This window comes from Paenibacillus cellulosilyticus, assembly GCF_003182255.1.
Lineage (GTDB): Bacteria > Bacillota > Bacilli > Paenibacillales > Paenibacillaceae > Paenibacillus_T > Paenibacillus_T cellulosilyticus.
The window spans coordinates 58,408-82,198 of record NZ_QGTQ01000002.1 but is presented as its reverse complement, the minus strand read 5'-3'; the positions used below and the strand labels follow the sequence as shown (position 1 = coordinate 82,198).

Below are 23,791 nucleotides of genomic sequence, written 5' to 3'. Positions count from 1 at the left end.
GGATATATGGATGATGAAGAGCCTTAGCGCATGACGCGCTGAGGCTCTTTTTTGAGGCGTGCTTATTCCACATAGGATGACAAAGTACTACGTTTTTAGATTAATATATTTATTAATAAAAATGACTTGAATATTGCTTAATTAAGTAATAATATTGTTAATATCCTCAGTTTGTATGCGCCTTCATTTTTTCTTGCCTTCTTACCTTTTGAACGATTTAGAAACACCTTATTACAGGAAGTATCTCAGAATGTTCAGCTTGGCATAGTTTTGTAAGCGTTATTATTACCAGGAGGTGGTGCGTGCAGCACACTAGAATGGCGCATGCAGAATAACCGTAATGTCACACACTTCAAGAAGCCACCTAATAGGAGGTATTAACCAATCGTGAAACAATCGATGAAACGTAAGATTGCCATGCTGCTGATGGCGTCGATGATCGTACCGTCTGGCGCTTTTGCCAGCGATATCAGTGCAGTGAATGCAGCTGACAATACAAGTGCCGCAGGCAATAGCAGCGCTGTTCAAGGTTCAGATGTTGCAGGCCACTGGGCTGAAGGGGATTTCGCAACGTGGTTCAATAAGCATTTGCTGACCGGCTATGCCGATGGCACGTTTAAGCCTAACCAAGCGATTACGCGGGCAGAGTTCGTTGTATTGCTTGATCGTGTGTTTAATTTTGTAGATAAGGCTTCCTTATCGTTCTCGGATCTGAAATCAACGGATTATTCGTATGCGGCATTCCAGAAGGCGGTCGCTGCAGGCATTATCCAGGGATATAGCGATGGCTCCGTTCATCCGAATGCGCCAATCAGCCGCAAAGAAGCAGCCGTTATGCTGTACAGAGGCTTCGAGCTTGCTGCATCGAATGCAGCGACGTCACTGAGCGATGTTGCATCGCTGCCGGCGTGGAGCAAAGAAGCGGTAGAGACATTAGTCAATGACGGATATGTAAACGGTTACCCAGACGGTACGTTCGGCGGCGATAAGTCGATTACACGCGCAGAGGCTATTCGCATGATGAATAACCTGTCCGGCGAGATTGTGAATGCAGCCGGAACGTATTCGGATTTAACTACGCGTAATATGGTCATCAGCAAACCAGGTGTTGTGCTGGAAGATACGGTAATCGAAGGAGACCTGTTTCTGACGGCAGGCGTTGGCGAAGGGGACGTTGACCTTAACCGCGTTACCGTTAAAGGACAAGTACATATTAACGGCGGCGGCGTCAACAGCATCAAGCTGAACGACTCGACGATCAAGTCGATTATTATCGATAAGAAGAATGGTCAGATTCGCGTTGTGACCAAAGGCGATACGACGGTTGAGCAAACTTTCGTGATCTCCGGTGCGAAGCTGGTTGAGGAGAATGATGCGGACGGCAAAGGCTTCTCGTCGGTTATTCTCGACGAATCGATGTCTGCAGGAGCAACGGTTCAGCTCGAAGGCAACTTCGATAATGTAGACGTTCGTGCACTCACGACACCAGAGCTTCAATTGCTTGCAGGTATTATTAATAACTTGAATCTCCAGCAACAAGCCGTCCTGAACATCGATGAGAAGGGCGAAGTGAAAGAGGTTGTCATCAAGGTTGATGGCAGCATTCAAGTGAAGGGCAGCGGCAAGGTAAACGCATCTGATCCGAAGTCGGCTGCAAAGCTGGTGTTCCAGAACGGTACAGGCAGCACAGGTGAAACGGGTAATACAGGCAGCACGGGTGGGACTGGAAGTTCTGGATCTGGCTCGAGTGGTTCTGTAACGCTGCCAGTAGCGGTAACGCAGGTCGCGCTTGATCAGCGAGAAGATTTTGGCTTGCTGGTGGGTGATGTGAAGAGCCTTACCGCTACGGTGTCGCCTGCTAATGCCGCAGACAAGAGCCTTCAATGGTCATCGAGCAACAAAGAGGTAGCGACGGTTGATTCGCAGGGTAAAGTTACGGCAGTAGCTCCCGGTACTGCAGTCATTCAAGCACAATCGAAGTCGAATTCCACGCTATCGGATTCGGTTACGGTTACGGTAACGAAGCCTTCGTTCACGAACGTATCCGTACATGACCCATCGATCGCAGTCGATAAGGATACGGGCGAGTTCTACGTATTTGGCTCACACATTGAGGCGGCTAAATCGAGCGACCTGATGAACTGGACGCGCTTCACGAACGGCTACACGACACCGGAAAACGTCCTCTTCGGTAATTTGTCAGAGAACCTGCATGGCTCCTTCGCATGGGCAGGCGAGAACGATGCCGACAGCAAAGGCGGCTTCTCCGTTTGGGCGCCATATGTGTTCTACAATAAGGACTATGACAATGGAGATGGCACGACAGGTGCTTACGTCATGTACTACTGTACATCTGCGACGTATATCCGTTCGGCGATCGGTTACGCCGTATCGCAGAATATCGAGGGTCCTTATACGTACGTAGACACGATTATGTACTCCGGCTTCACGCAGAACGATGCGACAGATGCGAACAGCACGGTTAATAAGAACTGGCAGAACACGAACATCCAGAATCTGATTGACGGCGGTACGCTCCAAGGCGAGAATAACGGCTGGTTCAATACAGACGGCTCGTACAAGAACAGCCAGTATCCGAACGCGATTGATCCGGCGTTGTATTATGACACGGACGGCAAGCTGTGGATGGTATACGGCTCATGGTCCGGCGGTATCTTCGCACTGGAGATCGATAAGGCAACAGGCGAAGCGATCTATCCAGGTGCAGACGGCACGACGGAAGACGGCCGTATGATTGACCGTTATTTCGGTACGAAAGTTGCTGGCGGCTACGGTAAATCTGGTGAAGGTCCGTTCGTTGTGTATGACGAGAATACGGGCTACTACTTCCTGAATGTTACGTATGGCGGTTTGGCTTCGGATGGCGGCTACAACATGCGGATGTTCCGCTCGACTTCGCCGACGGGTCCTTTCCTTGATGCGAAAGGGCAAAGCGCAGTACTTCCGAATTCGAGTGCGAATAACGATGATTATGGTAACAAAATGATCGGTAACTACGAGTTCGAGCGTCTGCCAGGCGACCCTGGAACGGGCGATGGCATCGGCTACCTATCGCCGGGCCACAACTCCGTTTATATTGACGAGGAAACGGGACAATACTTCTTGATCTTCCACTCGCGCTTCCCGAACCAAGGTGAAGGTCACGAAGTTCGCGTCCATCAAATGTTCTTGAACGAGGACAACTGGCCGATCGTATCGCCTTATCGTTATTCGGGCGAGAAGCTGGATCAAGTAGTAGAGCAGGATATCGTTGGCGAATACAAGTTTATTAATCATGGCAAGACAACAACGAAGGACTTGACGACTTCGACATTCGTTCAATTGAATGCTAATCATACGGTCACTGGTGATGAGCAAGGTACGTGGAGCCTGTCTGGCGACAATGAAGCGACGATTACTGTCGGCGGTGCAACTTACAAAGGCGTATTCGTACGCGAGTGGGACGGCACATCGCAACGAGGCGTTATGACGTTCACGGCGATGTCCGGCGAAGGCATTACGATTTGGGGCAGCAAACTGCAGGACGAGACCGAGCAGCAGGTTGTTAGCGATGTCGTGAATGGCATCGATCTTGGCGATACGACCAATGTTGTATCCGACTTGAGCCTTCCGACTGAAGGTACACGTCATACGACGATTACATGGCAGACGTCCAATGCTAGCATCGTGTCGGAGACTGGTGCAGTAACGCGTCCGGAATGGGATGAGCCATCAGGTGCTGTTGAGTTGACTGCAACGGTAACGAAGGGTTCGACGACAGCAACCAAGACGTTCACAGTGACTGTACCACCGAAGATTAAAGCAACGATGACAGCTAACTATACGTTTGATGGCAATCTAGACGACAGCACGGGAACGTTCGCTGCGGGAACTGTTGCAGGCAACCTGATTGGTGCAGCAGGCGGCAACATTACATTCGCTGCAGGCTACAAAGGCAATGCTGCTGTATTTGACGGCGCTTCTGGTGTTATGCTGCCAAGCGGCCTCATTCACAGCAACAAATATTCGTTCTCGTTCTGGATGAAACCAGATGTATTGACACAGTATACGACGGCCTTCTTCGGTGCAACAGACGGGGACAGCTGGATCAGCATGCAGCCAAAAGGCTGGAACGGCGGAACGATGCTGTGGGCACGTGATCTTAGCGCGACGAACGATCAATGGTTCGACGGCATTACCGGCACGACGATTCCAACAGGCGAGTGGAGCCATATCGCCGTATCGGTGGAAGACGGAGCGGTCATTATTTACGTCAATGGCGTGAAGACATTTACAGCTTCTAACTTCCCGGATCTGTTCTCAAATGCGGATGGCACCTTCACGCTGGGCATTAACTGGTGGGATACGCCATTCAAAGGGATGATCGATGATCTGCGCATCTATGAAGGCGTATTGTCTCCGAACGAAGTAAGAGACATGGTGTACGATGATACGGTGAAGATCGACTCGATCACATTCGGGGTTACGGAGAAACGCATGTCCGTAGGCAGCACGTTTACGCCTACGATCAATTTCGAACCGAAATTTGTAGAGAATAAAGTATTGGACTGGAGCTCTTCCAATTCGGATGTTGCAATCGTTGACAGTACGGGTGCAGTTACTGCACTGCAAGTAGGTTCGACGACGATTACAGCTAAGACAACAGATGGCAGCGAGAAGACGGCGTCCTACACGGTCACGGTTACAGACGGTGCAATTGCGCAGTATAAGTTTGAAGGTAATTTGAATGATTCGTTCAGCAGCTCGACAGGCACGGTTACGGGTAATCGCATCGATAACACAGGTGGGAATATTACATTTGACACCGGTGTAACGAGCTCGAGTCAAGCAGCGGTATTTAACGGCACTTCCGGCATTCGTCTCCCTAATGGGTTGATTTCCGGAAACTCGTATTCGGTTTCGATGTCGCTCTACCTGACACAAGAATCGCAGTACACGACAGCGTTCTTTGGTGCACTATCTGGTACGGAGTGGATCAGCCTTATTCCAAGAGGTACTGGCGACGCACAGCCAACGCAGCTGTGGGCGAATAAGAATATCGCAAATTCTCCGTACTATAATGACGCCCAGATCGGTGAGCAAATCCCACTCAATCAATGGGTCACAATCACGTTCACGGTCAACAATGGCACAGTTGTTATATATGTGGATGGCGTAGCCAAAGTTACGGGTACGAACTTCCCTAACATATTCACGACGGATAATGGGTTATTCGCGCTTGGCGTTAACTACTGGGATGCACCGTTCAAAGGCAAGATCGATGAGCTTCAAGTGTACGATCGTGCATTGACGGCTGATGAAGTTCAAGCGCTGCAGCCAGTAGAGGAAGTACCAGTTCCATAAGGTCCAGCACAGTGATGCGCTTGGACGGCTAGAACGATTAATCCCCGCGCAGTGGGTCCGACAGGATTCGCTGTGCGGGGATTTCTTTTGTTCTAGTTTTCTATTTTCAAGAATATAGATTAATAGACTTTAAGTGCGTGTTCAAAAAGTTCGGATTTCAGCACCAAGAAGGTTGTATGAGAGCAAGGAATGAGGATCGGAGCGTAGTGATGTGCTACGTGAGAACCGGAAGTCTCTGCTCCATTCAAGATTCGATGCCGATTACGCTTCTTGTGCTGCTTCGTGATCAAAGATGGACTTTTGGAACAACCTCTTTAAGAAGAGGATGATAGACGATCAAGGAGGGCTAGTCATGAGTGGTATTCATCGAGGCATGGTTTCCCTATTAGAGGCTGCACAGGTTGCGGACCGACATGGTGTCCCTATCAAAAGCGAACAATTGGAGCGGATGGCAGGCGTTTATGAAGAAGGGATGCGGCTCGTCTTACGACAAATCGCCGCTACGCAGCTGAAATACGAGGTTGAACATTCGGGTATCGAATATGAATTATTTCATAACCAATCCGGTAAAGTAGATAAGCTCTTCGATTCGCTGCAGGACCATGTATCGGATGAAGTGAAAGCGAGATTGTTCAATTTGCGATCCGAGATTGGCTACCTGGAGCTCGAAGCATGTGACGCCGGTTATATGGCAGGGTTTCTGGCGGGGTATCGGTTTCTGAATGAAATAACAAGGGCGTCTCACTGAAAGATGGCCTCTTATCCATAAACAAGCGGCGCTTATTCGATAAGCATCGCTTGTTTTGTTTTGCTTGTGAACGACCATCGACGTTCAATTTCTGCATTACGTTGGAAATATGATTACGCACGGTTTTATCGCTGATAAACAGTTGCTGAGCAATATCTCATATCGTCTTATCCTGTACCAACAGTTCGAAATACCCCCACCAAAATCAAAAAAACCTCCACATTCATGTCTCCTAACCGGAAACACCAATATGAAGGCCGATTCCATAACGAATCTGGATCTATACGATCAACGCTGATTAGATCTGTAGCTCCCCAAGCTTGATCAGCTCGACAACTGCTTGTGAACGACCTTTGACGTTCAATTTCTGCATTACGTTGGAAATATGATTACGCACGGTTTTCTCGCTGATAAACAGTTGCTGAGCAATATCTCTTGTCGTCTTATCCTGTACCAACAGCTCGAATACCTCACGTTCACGATGTGTCAACAAAAATTTGCTCTTGTGGTCGCTGCCCTTCAAGTGTCACCCCTCCTTGCTCGGGTTTGTATGGTTTAACAAGGTTAAGGGATACAGTCAACTTATCTTATGAACTAGACGAACGGATGGTGCGATGTACCGGGCAAAATGGGCTCTTGTTTCTAACCTGAGATCAAGATAATAAGCAGCATTAAACAGCGAGGCAAACCCTTGCCGTCACTCGCCCTGCTGCGAATGTGAGCACATGATTATTGCAGTAATGCACAGCCGTGCCGCTATGATACAGGTGTCGGCAGGGGGGCCGACAGCACAGCGCTCAACTCGAGCCCACAGGAGGTGAGAACAACGCTTTAGATCACGCAAATAAGATCGATTCGTACGGTCGGCATTCAGGAGGCATGACATCCGTCATGACGAGAACGATATCTGCTTTATCCTATTCCAATCGTAAGCGGGTTGCGAGCGAACAAGCATTTTGTAAACCAATAGGAGGCGTAATAATGACGAAGCGCATGAATAAGCGAATAAGTGGAGGACTGCTGGCGGCAGTCATGGCGGTAGGCATGTGGTCGGGAGGATCGGTACAAGCGGCTGATTTGTTCACGGACAACTTCGATGACGGCAACGCGAATGGCTGGACCGCAACGACGGGAACGTGGTCGGTTGTACAAGACAGCGGCAACTATGTGTACTACCAATCGTCAAGCTCAGAAGGACGGACGTCCGGCGGCAGCGCATCATGGACGAACTACAGTGTTCAGTCGCGAATCAAGGTCGACAGCTTCAATGGCTCCAACCGGATTTATTTGGCGGGACGCTATACGGACGGCAACAACTATTATGCGGCATCGTTCGATAACAGCAACGGCGGAACACTTGAGCTGCGCAAAAAAGTAAGCGGATCCAGTACGACGCTGGCAACCAAGTCGTATGCGCTTTCCGCTGGTACGTGGTATACGATCAAGCTTGAGATGGATGGCAGCTCGCTCAAAATGTACGTCAACGGCGTCCTCCAACTATCGGCCACCGATTCGTCTCTGACGAGCGGTGCTGTCGGGCTTGTCGCCTTCAAGACGGCAACGAAGTACGACGACATCGTCGTCTCGGACTTGTCCAGCTCGTCTACGACAGATCCAGGTACAGGAACGGACACAGGCACAACGACGCCTGCAACGGGTGATCTGATCGTAGCGCCGGATGGCGTGGCAAGCAACCCAGGTACGCTCAGCCAACCAACGACGCTGGCATCGGCGTTGACGAAGATTGCCGCAGGCAAGACGATCTACCTTCGCGGGGGCACGTACAGCTACTCCTCGCCGCTCACGATTGAGCGCGATAACAGCGGTTCCTCGACTAGCTCCCGTAAACAAATTGCAGCCTACAACAGCGAGAAGCCGATACTTGATTTCTCCGGTGAATCCTTCGATTCTTCGCAGCGTGGTCTGCAAGTGTTCGGCCATTACTGGCTCGTGAAGGACGTTCGCGTGACAGGAGCGGGCGACAACGGCATCTACGTTGGCGGCAACTACAACCGGATCGAGAACGTCGAGACGGACCATAACCGCGATACGGGTCTGCAGCTTGGACGTTACGCCTCATCGGCCGCCTACGCAGACTGGCCGAAGTACAACGAAATCATCAACTCATACTCGCACGACAACTATGACCCAGATAACGGGGAAGATGCTGACGGCTTCGCAGCGAAGCTGACAGTTGGACCTGGCAATGTGTTTGATGGCTGCATCTCGGCATACAACGTCGACGACGGGTGGGATTTGTACACGAAGACGGAAACAGGTGCAATCGGTGCGGTTACGATTAAGAATAGCATTGCGCATCATAACGGACAGACGTCCGATGGCACGAGCACAACGGACAGCGACGGCAACGGGTTTAAGCTCGGAGGCGAGAGTATCGCCGTTAACCATATCGTCATCAACAGCATCGCGTTCAGCAATAAGAAGCATGGATTCACGTATAACAGCAATCCAGGCTCCATTACGATGACGAACAATACGTCGTACAGCAACGGCGGCAGCAACTTTGCATTTGATGCTGGCACGCATATATTCACGAACAACCTGAGCTTCCAAGGCGCCTCGAGCGACAAAACAAGCGGCACAGACGTGTCCAGCACGAACGTATGGTGGAAGAACAGCGCATCGACGAATGCCAAGGGACTCGTGGCCAGCTCCGCTGATTTCGTCAGCCTGACGGCAAGCATCTCGCGTGCGGCGAATGGCGCGCCGGTCGTAGGCAACTTCTTGAAGCTTGCGACGGGCAGTGATCTGATAGGCGCAGGTACGCCATCGGGTACCGATATTGGTGCGAAGTTCTAAGCGGTCAATACCAGTTTGCGGGTTTTAAAAATAAGGTGCTGGGCGTGCAGCGCGCGCTCGGCACTTTTTTATTTTTCAAGAAACGATGGGGTTCTCCATGTTTGTTGTCATTTTGTGAAGGGGGAAGGTCATCAAAGTGACAGCTAAGAAGTCATGATATTTGCTAGTCCGACTAGTATCGATGCTATAAATTGATAGTACCGCCAATAACGGCTGCGAACTCGTCGAAGAAAGGAGGAAGGTAAGCGACATCCAGATACTTGCAAATTGAAGCCAGCAAAGGAGAGGAAAACGTTAATGAGACGTACGCGGAAATGGGCTGGAAAGCTTCTTGCGTACACGCTAACGGCATGTCTATTGCTAGTTGGTTCACCGCTAGGTGGATCGATACAACATGCGAGCGCAGCAGGCAACTACAATTATGCCGAAGCGTTGCAGAAAGCGGTTTACTTCTATGAGGCGCAGCGATCGGGCAAGCTGCCCTCCAATAACCGAGTAGAGTGGCGGGGTGATTCCGGCCTAACGGACGGCGCCGACAATGGCGTAGACCTGACGGGCGGATGGTATGACGCTGGTGATCACGTGAAGTTCGGACTGCCAATGGCGTACTCGGCAGCCATGCTTGCATGGTCGGTATACGAGTACCGTGATGGCTACGCACAGTCGGGACAATTGAATGCGATTCTCGACAACCTGCGCTGGGTCGACGACTACTTCATCAAGGCACATACGGCGCCCAATGAGCTGTATGGCCAAGTCGGCACAGGCGGGGTTGACCACCAATGGTGGGGTCCGGCTGAAGTGATGCAGATGGAACGCAAGTCGTACAAAATTACCGCGGCATGCCCAGGCTCCGACCTGGCAGGTGAGACAGCGGCGGCGCTTGCGGCATCTTCCATCGTATTCGCCAGCACGGATTCAGCATATTCAGCTCAGCTGCTGACGCATGCGAAGCAGCTGTATAGCTTCGCTGACACGTATCGCGGCAAATATTCGGATTGCATCACGGATGCGCAGCAGTTCTACAACTCATGGAGCGGCTATTATGACGAGCTGACATGGGGCGGTATTTGGCTCTATCTGGCTACGAATGATCAGACGTATCTGGATAAAGCACTGCAAGCGACCAATGGCTGGGGAAGAGATCAAGCCGGTCAATTGGGCTACAAGTGGACGATGAGCTGGGACGACGTTTCATACGGCTCAACGGTACTGCTTGCACGTACATTATCTCAGCTGGGACGGTCAGAAGCTGCGACATATGTCACACAGGCTGAGAAAAATCTAGATTATTGGACGGTTGGCACAGGCGGTGAGCGGGTTACGTATACGCCAGGCGGTCTTGCGTGGCTGGATTCGTGGGGCTCGCTGCGTTACGCGTCTAACGCCGCATTCCTCGCATTCGTCTACTCAGACTTCGTAACGGATGCGGCGAAGAAGGCAAGGTATGTTGATTTTGCAACAAAACAAATTAATTACGCGCTTGGCGATAATCCTTCGAATCGCAGCTATGTAGTTGGCTATGGCACTAATGCGCCGGAGCATCCGCATCATCGGACGTCGCACAGTTCTTGGGCCGACAGCATGCTCGATCCGACCACTCATCGACATGTGCTGTATGGTGCACTGGTAGGCGGCCCGAATGCTTCGGATGCCTACACGGATTCGGTATCCGATTACGTCAGCAACGAAGTGGCGACCGACTACAACGCTGGTTTCACTGCATCGCTCGCGAAGATGAATTTGCTCTATGGTGCGGGTCAACAGCCGCTTGCGAATTTCCCGGTGGCAGAGACGAGAAGCGACGAGATGTTCGTCGAAGCGGCGATCAACCAAGCGGGAACGAATTTTACCGAGATCAAAGCATTGCTCAACAACCGTTCCGGCTGGCCGGCACGGATGGGCGATAAGCTCTCGTTCAAGTATTTTGTGAACCTGAGCGAGGTGTATAACGCGGGCTATACCGCAGCTGACCTAAGCGTCATCACGAACTATAACCAAGGCGCGACGGTATCCCAAGTGCTTCCTTATGACGCCGCGAATCACATTTATTATGTGGACGTGGATTTCTCAGGGACGAAGATTTATCCAGGCGGTCAGCCTTATTACAAAAAGGAAGTACAGTTCCGGATTACGGCGCCGCAGGGTGCTTGGGATCCGACGAACGATTATTCCTATGCCGGTCTTGTTACGCAGACGACGGCGAAGACGTCGCTCATGCCGGTCTATGACGCAGGCGTGAAGGTGTTTGGCCAAGAGCCGACGGCTGCACCGGTAACGGTTCCACCGGCGCCGACATCGCTCACTGCGACGGCGGGCAGCGCACAAGCGGTCCTTAGCTGGACAGCATCCGTTGGTGCGACGAGCTATAACGTGAAGCGGGCAGCAACAAGCGGCGGTCCGTACACGACGGCAGCGACGGGCGTCACAGGCACGTCCTATACGAACACGGGCCTGACGAATGGCACGACGTACTACTACGTTGTAAGCGCTGTTAACAGCGCTGGGGAGTCTGCGAACTCGGCGCAAGCGAGTGTGACACCAGCGGCAGCGCCAGTGACGATACCGGCAGCCCCTGCATCGCTTACGGCGACAGCAGGAGATGCGCAGGCGGTCCTAGGCTGGACGGCATCAAGTGGCGCGACGAGCTACAACGTGAAGCGGTCAGCGATTAGCGGCGGTGCGTTCACAACGATCGCGACAGGTGTCACGGGTACCTCCTATACGGACACGGCACTGACGAACGGCACGACGTACTACTACGTTGTAAGCGCTGTTAACAGTGCAGGCGAGTCGGCGAATTCGGCGACTGCAAGCGCGACACCGACAGGCGGCGGAACGACGCCAACGAGCAGCCTTGTTGTGCAATATAAGCTGAGCAACTCCAACGCGAATGACAACCAAATCTACGCAACGTTCAACATTAAAAATACAGGTACATCAGCAATAAGCCTGAGCAGCCTGAAGCTGCTGCGTTACTACCTGACGAAAGATACGACGAGCGCATCGCTGAACTACTGGGTCGATTACGCGCAAGTAGGCACAAGCGCAGTCAGCGGCGCGTTCGGTTCAGTCAGCCCAGCGAAGACGACGGCAGACACGTATCTGGAGCTGTCGTTTAGCAGCGCAGCAGGTTCTATCGCGCCAGGCGGTCAAACGGGTGACATTCAAATCCGTATCGCAAAGTCCGACTGGACGAATCTCGATGAGAGCAATGACTACTCGTTTGACGGTACGAAATCTTCGATCGCGGACTGGAACAAAGTCACGCTCTATCAAAGTGGATCGCTCGCTTGGGGCATTGAGCCATAAGCAAGAAGCTTGTTGGATTCATGCTTTTATCGTTCGCAGACGGGTTAGGCATCTTCAGAGAGGCGCTTAACCCGTGCGATATATTTATTCATTAGAAGGAGGAAATTAGCAATGTTAAGATCGGCCACCCGCAAGGGATTGGCAATCGTTCTTGGTGCGGCACTGTCGCTCTCGACAGGCGTCGGCACTTTGAACGTTGCACCGAAGAAAGCGGAAGCGGCGGCAACGACCGTTGAGGGACAACGATTCCTCCAGCTGTATAACCAGCTGACCAGCACGACGAATGGATATTTCTCCGCCGAGGGCATCCCTTATCATGCGATTGAGACGCTGCTCAGCGAAGCGCCAGACTATGGCCACATGAGTACGTCTGAGGCGTACAGCTACTGGCTGTGGCTGGAAACGCTGTATGGCTACTACACAGGTGACTGGACGCATCTGGAGAAGGCTTGGGATAACATGGAGAAATACATTATCCCGGTCAATGAGGGCGACGGCAAAGAAGAGCAGCCTACGATGAGCTACTACAGTCCGAGCAGCCCAGCAACCTACGCGCCAGAGAAACCTTTCCCAGATCAATACCCCGTTACGCTCGGCAATAGCAAAACGCCAGGCAAAGACCCTCTGGACGCCGAGCTCAAATCCACATATGGCAACAACCAAACCTACCTGATGCACTGGTTGATCGACGTTGATAACTGGTATGGATACGGCAACTTGTTGAACCCATCCCACACGTCAACGTACGTGAACACGTTCCAACGCGGCGAGCAGGAGTCGGTATTCGAAGCGGTCACGCACCCATCGCAAGATAACCAAGCGTTCGGTAAGACGGGCGAAGGCTTCATGTCCTTGTTTACGAAGGAAAGCGCAGCGCCATCGAAACAATGGCGCTACACGAACGCCTCCGACGCGGATGGCCGTGTTATTCAGGTTATGTACTGGGCGAAGCAGCTCGGCTACAGCAATCAGACGTACCTCGACAAGGCGAAGAAGATGGGCGACTATCTCCGCTATGACATGTATGACAAATATTTCGAGAAAATCGGCAGCTCCTCGACAGGCAGCCCGACTGCAGGGACGGGGAAAGATTCCAGCATGTACCTGATGGCATGGTATACGGCATGGGGCGGCGGCCTTGGCGACAACGGCAGCGGCAACTGGGCTTGGCGGATCGGCTCAAGCCATGCGCACCAAGCTTACCAGAACCCAGTAGCAGCATATGCATTGTCGACGACGGCAGGCGGCCTGATTCCGTCATCGCCTACGGCACAATCGGACTGGAACACTTCGCTTGCGCGTCAGCTCGAGTTCTATACTTGGCTGCAATCCAGTGAAGGTGCAATCGGCGGCGGCGCAACGAACAGCTGGAACGGCGACTACTCCTCTTATCCATCGGGCGTCAGCACATTCTACGGCATGGCGTACCAACAAGCGCCAGTGTATCATGACCCAGATTCGAACCAATGGTTCGGCTTCCAAGCATGGCCGATCGAACGTGTCGCTGAGATGTACTACATCCTCGCAGCGAGCGGTGACAAGACGAGCACGAACTACCAAATGGCGAAACGCATTATGGACAGATGGGTGGATTACGCCCTCGACTATACGTTCGTCAACCAGAAGCCAAATACGGATGCTAACGGCTACTACCTGAACGCGGCTGGTCAGCAAGTTCTCGGCGGCGCAAACCCTGCGATCGCAACGACTTCGGCACCGGGCGAATTCTACATCCCAGGTACGCTCGAATGGTCCGGTCAGCCTGACACGTGGAATGGTTATTCCACGTACACGGGCAACCCAACGTACAAAACGGTTACGAAAGATCCAAGCCAAGACGTAGGCGTACTCGGCAGCTACATCAAAGCACTGTCGTTCTACGCAGCGGCAACGAAGGCTGACACGGGCGCTTACACGACGCTCGGCGATCAAGCAAAAACGACGGCGAAAACGCTGCTTGACACGATCTGGAGCTACAACGATGGCAAAGGTATCGTGAAATCGGAGCAGCGCGGTGACTACTACCGCTACTTCACGAAAGAAACATACATTCCTTCGACGTGGTCAGGAACGAACGGTCAAGGCGCTTCGCTGCCAGGAACGAACGGTATTGCTTCCGATGCATCTAAAGGCGGCAATGGCGTCTACATCAGCTATGTCGACCAACGTCCGAAGATCACGCAGGATCCAATGTGGTCGTATCTCTCGAACTTGTACAACACTTCCTACAATACAACGACGAAGAAATGGGAAAGTGGCACGCCGACGTTCACGTACCACCGCTTCTGGGCGCAGGTTGACGTTGCGACAGCATACGCAGAATATGATCGCTTGATCAACAGCTCGACTGTAACGACGGCACCGGCAGCGCCAACGGCATTGGCTGCTGCAGCAGGCGATGCGCAAGTGACGCTGTCTTGGACGGCCTCGAGCGGCGCAACGAGCTATAACGTGAAACGTGCAACGACAAGCGGCGGCACGTACACGACGGTAGCAACGGGTGTGACGGGTACGACGTACACGAACACGGGCCTGACGAATGGCACGACGTACTACTACGTTGTCAGTGCAGTGAACAGTGTTGGCGAATCCGCGAACTCCACGCAAGCAAGTGCAACGCCGGCAGCAGCAGCGACTGCACCAGCAGCACCGACAGGCGTTGTGGCAACGGCAGGCAATGCACAGGCGGTATTGACGTGGACAGCGTCAACGGGCGCAACGAGCTATAACGTGAAGCGCGCGACGACAAGCGGCGGTCCATACACGACGATTGCAACTGGTGTTGCAGGCACGACGTACACGAACACGGGCCTGACGAACGGCACGACGTATTACTACGTTGTCAGTGCTGTGAACAGTGTTGGCGAGTCGGCGAACTCGACGCAAGCGAGCGCAACGCCAGTGGCACCAGTAACGGTACCAGCGGCACCAACGGGTCTGACGGCAACGGCGGGCAACGCCCAAGTGGCGCTGTCGTGGACGGCATCGACAGGCGCAACAAGCTACAACGTGAAACGTTCAACGACAAGCGGCGGCACATTCACTACGGTAGCGACGGGTGTAACGGGTACGACATACACAGATACAGGCCTGACGAACGGCACGACGTACTATTATGTCGTCAGCGCAGTGAACAGCGCAGGCGAATCGGCGAACTCGTCGGCAGTAAGCGCAACGCCAGCTGGCAGTACAACGACTAGCAGTCTCGTTGTTCAATACAAGCTGAGCAATGCCAATGCGACCGACAACCAAATCTACGCAACGTTTAACATTAAGAATACAGGTACAACAGCGGTGAGCCTGAGCAACCTGAAGCTGCGTTACTACCTGACGAAGGATACGACGAGCGCATCGCTTAACTACTGGGTGGACTACGCGCAAGTGGGCACGAGCGCAGTAAGCGGCGTGTTCGGCACGATCAGCCCGGCGAAAACGACGGCGGATACGTATCTGGAGCTGTCGTTCAGCTCGGCAGCAGGTTCGATCGCAGCAGGCGGTCAAACAGGCGACATCCAAGTTCGTATTGCGAAGTCCGACTGGACGAATTTCTCGGAAAGTGATGACTACTCGTTCGATGGAACGAAATCGTCGTTCGCGGACTGGAACAAAGTAACGCTGTACAACAGCGGTTCCCTCGTATGGGGGATTGAGCCGTAAAGAACGGCTTACAGGCATCTAGGAAGGAACCCGAACCATCGGGCTCCTTCCCCTAATCTAAATCATATCTAAGAAGGAGTGACACGACTTGTTCAAAGCAATTACGAAACGTACTGCAAAGATGCTTCTCATGTGTGCAGTCGTCTTCAACGTATTCGTAACTTTCGGCGCAGCAACAAACGCAGCTGAGGCGCACGTTGACAATCCTTATGTAGGGGCGACACAGTATATCAACCCAGATTATGCGGCTCTAATAGATACTTCGATTGCACAAGTAACAGACCCTGTACTGAAGGCTAAGATGGAGACGGTCAAAACGTATCCGACAGCAATCTGGCTCGACCGAATCGCGGCTATCCAGGGCGGTGACGCTAACGGCGGACGCCTCAGCCTCGAACAAACGATGGATAATGTGCTCGCGGCTAAACAAGGCAGCACGCCAATCGCTGTTGAATTCGTCATTTATGATTTGCCAGGCCGCGACTGCCACGCACTCGCATCCAACGGCGAGCTGCCGCTGACGGCAGATGGTCTTGCAACGTATAAAACGCAATACATCGATGCGATTTACAACGTCCTCTCCAAATCCAAATATGAAGGCATCCGCATCGTCACGATCATCGAGCCGGACTCGCTTCCGAACCTCGTTACGAACCTGAGCGATCCGAACTGCGCAGCAGCAAACTCCTCCGGCATTTATGTGGATGCTACGCGTTATGCACTGAATAAACTGCATTCCATTTCGAATGTATACACGTATATGGACATCGGCCACTCCGGCTGGCTCGGATGGGATTCGAACCGCGGTCCTGCGATCGACCTGTTCACGACGGTTGTAGACGGCACGACAGCTGGCAAAGCAAGCGTTGACGGCTTCATTACGAACACGGCGAATACGACGCCGCTTGAAGAGCCCAATCTGCCGAATCCAGATCTTCAAATCGGCGGCAGCCCGCTGAAATCGGCATCTTATTATGAATGGAATCCGTATTTCGATGAAGTAGATTTCACGGCAGCGCTTTATTCCGGATTCGTTGCCAAAGGCTGGCCAACTACGATTGGCTTCCTCGTCGATACGTCCCGTAACGGCTGGGGCGGAGCGAACCGTCCGACCGTTGCGTCTGGTTCGACGGTAAGCGATTATGCAGACTCCGGTCGTATCGATCGTCGCTACCACCGCGGCAACTGGTGTAACCAATCGGGCGCAGGTATGGGCGAAGCGCCTACTGTAGCACCAGCAGGTTATGCATCATCGCATATTGATGCACTCGTATGGGTGAAACCGCCAGGAGAATCTGACGGATCGAGCACGGCGATCGCGAACGATGAAGGCAAGGGCTTCGACAGAATGTGCGACCCGACGTACACAGGTGCAAGCGGCAAGCCAACGGGCGCGCTGGCTAACGCTCCAGTATCGGGCCATTGGTTCCATGCGCAATTCGTAGAGCTGGTAACGAATGCATACCCAGCTATTCCTACTTCGACGACGAGCACTGCGCCAGCAGCACCAGCCAGCCTGACGGCAACGGCAGGCAATGCACAAGTAACACTGTCGTGGTCGGCATCGAGCGGCGCAACGAGCTACAACGTGAAACGTGCAACAACGAGCGGCGGAACGTACACGACAGTAGCAACGGGCGTTACAGGCACGACTTACACGAACACGGGACTGACGAACGGTACGACGTACTACTACGTCGTAAGCGCTGTGAACAGCGTTGGAGAATCTTCGAACTCCTCGCAAGCAAGTGCGACGCCTGTCGCATCTGCAACCGTTCCAGCGGCACCAACGGGTCTGACGGCAACGGCTGGCAACGCACAAGTGGTGTTGGCATGGACGGCATCGACAGGCGCAACAAGCTATAACGTGAAACGTGCAACAACGAGCGGCGGAACGTACACGACAGTAGCAACGGGCGTTACAGGCACGACTTACACGAACACGGGACTGACGAACGGTACGACGTACTACTACGTCGTAAGCGCTGTGAACAGCGTTGGAGAATCTTCGAACTCCTCGCAAGCAAGTGCAACGCCAGTGGCACCGGTAACGGTACCAGCAGCACCAACGGGTCTGACGGCAACGGCTGGCAACGCACAAGTGGTGTTGGCATGGACGGCATCGACAGGCGCAACAAGCTACAACGTTAAACGTGCAACGACAAGCGGCGGCACATTCACTACGGTTGCGACGGGTGTAACGGGTACGACGTACACGGATACAGGCCTGACGAACGGCACGACGTACTATTATGTCGTCAGCGCAGTGAACAGCGCAGGTGAATCGGCGAACTCGTCGGCAGTAAGCGCAACGCCAGCTGGAAGCACGACGACTAGCAGCCTTGTTGTCCAATACAAGGTGAGCAATGCCAATGCGACCGACAACCAAATCTATGCAACGTTCAACATTAAGAATACAGGTGCAACAGCAGTGAGCTTGAGCAACCTGAAGCTGCGTTACTACTTCACGAAAGATACGACGAGCGCATCGGTGAACTACTGGGTCGATTATGCACAAGTGGGCACGAGCGCAGTAAGCGGCGTGTTCAGCACGATCAGCCCAGCGAAAACGACGGCTGACACGTATCTGGAACTGTCGTTCAGCTCGGCAGCAGGTTCAATCGCAGCAGGCGGTCAAACAGGTGATATCCAAGTTCGTATCGCGAAGTCCGACTGGACGAATTTCTCGGAAAGCGATGACTACTCGTACGATGGAACGAAGTCGTCGTTCGCGGACTGGAACAAAGTAACGCTGTATAACAGCGGTTCCCTTGTATGGGGTATTGAGCCGTAAGGTGTATAGGTAACAAGAAGGCAACACCGAACCGAGAGGTGCTGCGGCTAAGCGCCGCAGACCTCTCCTTATTTGTGAGAAGAGGGGTGAATGATTTGACAAATAAGAAGAAGGCGAAATGGATCGCTGCTGTTGCGAGTGCGGCGATGCTGTTTCCTTCTATTGTTCCTTCGTCGCAGACTGCTTCTGCAGCCACCACTAACGTAACCATTACCGTTGATCCAACAGCGGAAAGAACGAATATTAGCCCTTATATTTACGGTACGAACCAAGATTTCTCGAATACGGCTGATTATACGGCACGCCGCTTGGGCGGCAACCGGATGACCGGCTACAACTGGGAGAACAACGCATCGAACGCAGGAAGTGACTGGCTGCACTCCAGTGATGATTATATGTGCGCTTCGACCGTGAGTGGCTGCGACCAGCCGGGTGCTGCGGTCACCAAGTTCCATGACATCTCTGTTGCGAACAACAGCTATTCGCTCGTGACGCTTCAGATGGCAGGTTATGCAGCTGCAGATAAGAATGGTGCGGTATCGGAAAGCGAGGCAGCTCCGTCATCGCGTTGGCGTTCGGTCGTCAATACGAAGGGCAGCGCATTCTCGCTGACGCCAGACGTTAACGACAGTAATGTCTATATGGATGAAGAAGTGAACTTCCTCGTGAACAAGTATGGCTCTGCTGCTACATCTACCGGCATTAAGGGGTATTCGCTTGATAACGAGGCGGATTTGTGGTCTTCTACTCATCCGCGCATTCACGCTGCTGCAGTTGGGGCACAAGAGCTGGTAGACCGCTCGGTCGCACTCTCGAAAGCAGTCAAAGCCGTCGACCCTGCGGCTGAAATTTTCGGACCGGCATCCTACGGCTTCTATGGCTATTATGCGCTCCAGGACGCACCGGACTGGGCTTCGCTCAAAGGCAATTACAGCTGGTACCTCGACTATTATCTCGACAAAATGAATCAGGCAAGCACGACGGCAGGCAAGCGTCTGCTCGACGTACTCGACGTTCACTGGTATCCCGAAGCGACGGGCGGCGGCACACGCATTACGTTCAACGGAACGGGCTCCCTCGATACGCAGAAGGCGCGCGTTCAAGCGCCGCGCTCGCTCTGGGATTCGACGTACCATGAAACGAGCTGGATTAATGATTACTTCTCATCATATCTCCCGATCATTCCGAAGCTGCAATCTTCAATTAATACGTATTATCCGGGTACTAAATTAGGCATTACCGAGTACAGCTACGGCGGCGAGGGAGACATCTCCGGCGGTATCGCGCAGGCGGACGCACTTGGTATCTTCGGCAAGCTGGGCGTATACTTCGCAACGTTCTGGAAGCTGGAGACGAACGCCGACTACGTCAACTCCGCGTTCAAGCTGTATCGCAACTATGATGGCAATGGTTCGAAGTTCGGCAGCGTCCATGTCAAAGCCGACACGTCGGACGTTGCGAACAGCTCGGTTTATGCATCCGTTAAGGATGCAACCAATAACGAGCTGCACATGGTCGTGCTGAACAAAAGCTTCGATGATGCGCAGAACGCAACTATCCAAATCGCGGGTAGTCAGGCTTATACGTCTGCAACGATCTACGGCTTCGATGGCACTGGCACGACATTGAAGCAAATCGGCACAGTCTCGAATATTAGCGGCAACCAATTCACGTATTCGATTCCGGCGCTGTCTGCTTACCATATCGTGCTCACGCCGGGTACTACGACTGCAACGGCTCCATCTGCACCTACGGGACTGACGGCAGCAGCAGGCAATGCACAAGCGATGTTGTCATGGACGGCATCAACGGGTGCAACGAGCTACAACGTGAAACGTGCAACGACAAGCGGCGGCACCTACACGACAGTAGCAACAGGCGTGACGGGCACGACGCACACGAACACAGGCCTTACGAACGGTACGACGTACTACTACGTCGTTAGCGCTGTGAACAGTGTTGGTGAATCTGCGAATTCTTCGCAAGCAAGCGCAACGCCAGTTGCATCCGTTACCGTTCCGGCAGCACCAACGGGTTTGACGGCAACGGCAGGCAACGCCCAAGTGACGCTGTCATGGACGGCATCAAGCGGTGTAGCAAGCTACAATGTGAAGCGTTCGTCGACGAGCGGCGGCACGTACACGACGGCAGCAACAGGAGTAACGGGCACAACGTACACGGATACAGGCCTAACGAACGGCACGACATATTATTATGTTGTCAGCGCAGTGAACAGCGCAGGCGAGTCGTCGAATTCGACGCAAGCAAGCGCGGCGCCAGTAGGCAGTGCGACGACTAGCAGTCTCGTTGTTCAATACAAGCTGAGCAACGCCAATGCGACTGACAACCAAATCTACGCAACGTTTAACATTAAGAACACGGGTACAACAGCAGTAAGCTTGAGCAACCTGAAGCTGCGTTACTACCTGACCAAAGATACGACGAGCGCATCGCTCAACTACTGGGTCGACTACGCGCAAGTGGGCACGAGCGCAGTAAGCGGCGTGTTCACCGCGATCAGCCCAGCGAAGACGACGGCAGACACGTACCTGGAGCTGTCGTTCAGCTCGGCGGCTGGCTCCATTGCCGCAGGCGGTCAAACAGGCGATATCCAAGTCCGTATCGCGAAGTCTGATTGGACGAATTTCTCGGAAAGCAACGATTACTCGTTCGATGGAACGAAATCGTCGTTCGCGGACTGGAACAAAGTAACGCTGTACAACAGCGGCACGCTTGTGTGGGGGATTGAACCGTAAAGCTTGCAGCTTCACTGAGCAATCGTCTCAATAAGGAAGGATTAATCGGAGCGCTCTTCGGGGCGCTCCGAAATGATTCTATTCGCGAAGAAGAAGAGGAGAGATGCTGTAATGGCTACTGCCACGATGAGAAAATGGGGCCTTATGCTGCTGACCGCAGCGATGATCTGCTCCATGTTTGCGACGATTGGCGCACGCAAGACAGAAGCGGCTGCACTTGGTTATTACCACACTTCTGGCAGCCGGATTTTGGACGAAGCGGGTAATCCAGCGATTTTTAACGGGCTGAACTGGTTCGGTTTCGAGACGGCGAACTATTCGCCGCATGGACTGTGGTCTTATTCGCTCGATAGCTTCATGGATCAGATTAAAGCACACGGCTACAATCTGATCCGTCTGCCTTATTCAACCCAAATGTTCGACGCAGGCAGCATGCCTGTCAGCATTAACGCGACAACAAACCCTGACCTGATTGGTCTGACGCCGTTGCAGCTCATGGACCGTGTCGTCCAGGAGGCAGGCGAGCGCGGCATCCAAATCATTCTCGACCGCCATCGTCCAGACTCCGGCGGCCAATCCGAGCTGTGGTATACAGCGCAATATTCGGAAGCGCGCTGGATCAGCGACTGGGTCATGCTGGCAGAGCATTATGCGAATAACCCAACGGTTATCGGTGCCGACCTTCACAATGAGCCGCATGGTACGGCTTCATGGGGAACAGGCGATCTTGCAACAGACTGGCGCCTTGCAGCAGAGCGTGCGGGCAATGCGATTCTGGCTGCCAATCCAAACTGGCTTATTCTCGTAGAAGGCATCTCGTCCAATGTACAGGGGGATAGCGGCAGCTACTGGTGGGGCGGTAACTTGCGGGGTGTTCAGAACTACCCAGTGCGCCTGAATGTGGCGAACCGCGTGGTCTACTCGCCGCATGACTACGGTCCAGGTGTAGCCAGCCAGACTTGGTTCTCCGATCCGAGCTTCCCGAACAATATGCCTGCGCTGTGGGATTCGTATTGGGGTTACATTAGCAAGAACAACATTGCTCCGATTCTGATGGGTGAATTCGGCGGCCGTGGCGTCGATACGACGAGCGCGGAGGGGATCTGGCAAAATAAACTAGTCGATTACATTAAAGACAACGATCTGTACTGGACGTACTGGTGCCTTAATCCGAACAGCGGCGACACAGGCGGTTTGCTGCTCGATGACTGGCAGACGTGGAATGCGCCGAAGCAGGCGATGCTTGATCGCATTATCAAGCCGCTGAACACAGTATCCGTTCCTTCTGCACCAGCAAGCCTTAGTGCAACTGCAGGCAATGCTCAAGTGACGTTGACGTGGACGGCTTCTGCAGGGGCATCGAGCTACAATGTGAAGCGCGCTGCAACGAGCGGCGGTACGTACACGACTATAGCAACAGGTGTTACAGGCACGACCTATACGAATACAGGCTTAACCAACGGAACCTCCTACTATTATGTTGTAACAGCTGTTAATAGCGCAGGCGAATCAGCGAACTCCTCGCAAGTAAGTGCAACGCCGGCAGCGACAGTGACCGTACCGTCTGCGCCAACAGGTCTGACGGCAGCGGCAAGCAATGCGCAAGTGACGCTGTCTTGGACAGCATCAACAGGCGCGACGAGCTACAACGTGAAGCGTTCGACAGTGAGCGGCGGTACATTCACGACGATCGCTGCAGGCGTAACGGGAACGACATACACGAATACGGGGCTGACAAACGGCACGACGTACTACTATGTTGTCAGCGCAGTGAACAGCGCAGGCGAATCGGCGAACTCGTCGGCTGCAAGCGCAACGCCAGCTGGCAGCACGACAACGACTAACAGCCTCGTTGTTCAATACAAGCTGACCAACGCCAATGCGAGTGATAACCAAATCTACGCATCGTTTAACATTAAGAACACAGGTACAACGGCAGTGAGCCTGAGCAACCTGAAGCTGCGTTATTACCTAACGAAGGATTCATCGAGCGCATCGCTTAGCTACTGGGTGGACTATGCGCAAGTGGGTACGAGCGCAGTAAGCGGTGTGTTTGGCACGATCAGCCCAGCGAAGACGACGGCGGATACGTACTTTGAATTGTCGTTTAGCTCAGCAGCTGGATCGATCGCAGCAGGCGGTCAAACAGGTGATATCCAAGTTCGTATCGCGAAGTCCGACTGGACGAATTTTGATGAAAGCAATGACTATTCCTTCGATGGTACGAAGTCGGCCTATGCAGATTGGAACAAAGTAACACTCTATCAAAATGGAACGCTCGTATGGGGAATTGAGCCGTAATTCACACCGAGAATCGAGCCGGATGTCTGCTGCTCGTGT

9 protein-coding genes and 1 pseudogene are annotated in these 23,791 nt (G+C 53.0%); 8 read left to right on the top strand and 2 right to left on the bottom strand.

Features of this window, described 5'->3' with window-relative positions; genetic code table 11:
* The first annotated feature begins 387 nt into the window (after window positions 1-387).
* Window positions 388-5,364 (top strand): LamG-like jellyroll fold domain-containing protein, encoded by a 4,977-nt coding sequence (locus DFQ01_RS03120; protein ID WP_110042431.1) that lies wholly within the window; start codon window positions 388-390, stop codon window positions 5,362-5,364.
* A gap of 352 nt (window positions 5,365-5,716) precedes the next feature.
* Window positions 5,717-6,112 (top strand): hypothetical protein, encoded by a 396-nt coding sequence (locus DFQ01_RS30795; RefSeq protein WP_146216829.1) that lies wholly within the window; start codon window positions 5,717-5,719, stop codon window positions 6,110-6,112.
* 61 nt (window positions 6,113-6,173) lie between these two features.
* Here the strand turns inward: DFQ01_RS30795 and DFQ01_RS03115 are convergent.
* Together DFQ01_RS03115 and DFQ01_RS03110 are read right to left on the bottom strand one after the other, a co-directional pair.
* Window positions 6,174-6,296 (bottom strand): annotated as a pseudogene (locus DFQ01_RS03115) (LuxR C-terminal-related transcriptional regulator); the annotation flags it as partial.
* 114 nt (window positions 6,297-6,410) lie between these two features.
* The gene (locus DFQ01_RS03110) at window positions 6,411-6,635 is read right to left on the bottom strand and encodes a helix-turn-helix domain-containing protein (RefSeq protein ID WP_006040330.1); all 225 of its coding nucleotides are present in this window, start codon (window positions 6,633-6,635) and stop codon (window positions 6,411-6,413) included.
* A gap of 356 nt (window positions 6,636-6,991) precedes the next feature.
* On the opposite strand from DFQ01_RS03110, the gene DFQ01_RS03105 reads away from it, so the two are divergent.
* The 6 genes from DFQ01_RS03105 to DFQ01_RS03080 all read left to right on the top strand — a co-directional run bounded on the left by DFQ01_RS03105 (window position 6,992) and on the right by DFQ01_RS03080 (window position 23,752).
* Complete coding sequence (locus DFQ01_RS03105; protein WP_342769976.1) at window positions 6,992-8,932, top strand: 3-keto-alpha-glucoside-1,2-lyase-like domain-containing protein; 1,941 nt, start codon at window positions 6,992-6,994, stop codon at window positions 8,930-8,932.
* A 297-nt stretch (window positions 8,933-9,229) separates the two neighbouring features.
* Window positions 9,230-12,244 carry a glycoside hydrolase family 9 protein gene (locus DFQ01_RS03100; protein WP_110042430.1) on the top strand — a complete coding sequence of 1,005 codons (3,015 nt, stop codon included), beginning with the start codon at window positions 9,230-9,232 and terminating at the stop codon, window positions 12,242-12,244.
* A 111-nt stretch (window positions 12,245-12,355) separates the two neighbouring features.
* Window positions 12,356-15,901: a glycoside hydrolase family 48 protein gene (locus DFQ01_RS03095; RefSeq protein WP_110042429.1), complete on the top strand. Its 3,546-nt coding sequence runs from the start codon at window positions 12,356-12,358 to the stop codon at window positions 15,899-15,901.
* 121 nt (window positions 15,902-16,022) lie between these two features.
* The gene (locus tag DFQ01_RS03090; RefSeq protein WP_110042785.1) at window positions 16,023-18,695 is read left to right on the top strand and encodes a glycoside hydrolase family 6 protein; all 2,673 of its coding nucleotides are present in this window, start codon (window positions 16,023-16,025) and stop codon (window positions 18,693-18,695) included.
* Between the two features lie 146 nt (window positions 18,696-18,841).
* Window positions 18,842-21,451: a glycoside hydrolase family 44 protein gene (locus tag DFQ01_RS03085; RefSeq protein ID WP_425452356.1), complete on the top strand. Its 2,610-nt coding sequence runs from the start codon at window positions 18,842-18,844 to the stop codon at window positions 21,449-21,451.
* A 111-nt stretch (window positions 21,452-21,562) separates the two neighbouring features.
* The gene (locus DFQ01_RS03080; RefSeq protein WP_110042428.1) at window positions 21,563-23,752 is read left to right on the top strand and encodes a cellulase family glycosylhydrolase; all 2,190 of its coding nucleotides are present in this window, start codon (window positions 21,563-21,565) and stop codon (window positions 23,750-23,752) included.
* Window positions 23,753-23,791: the final 39 nt, after the last annotated feature.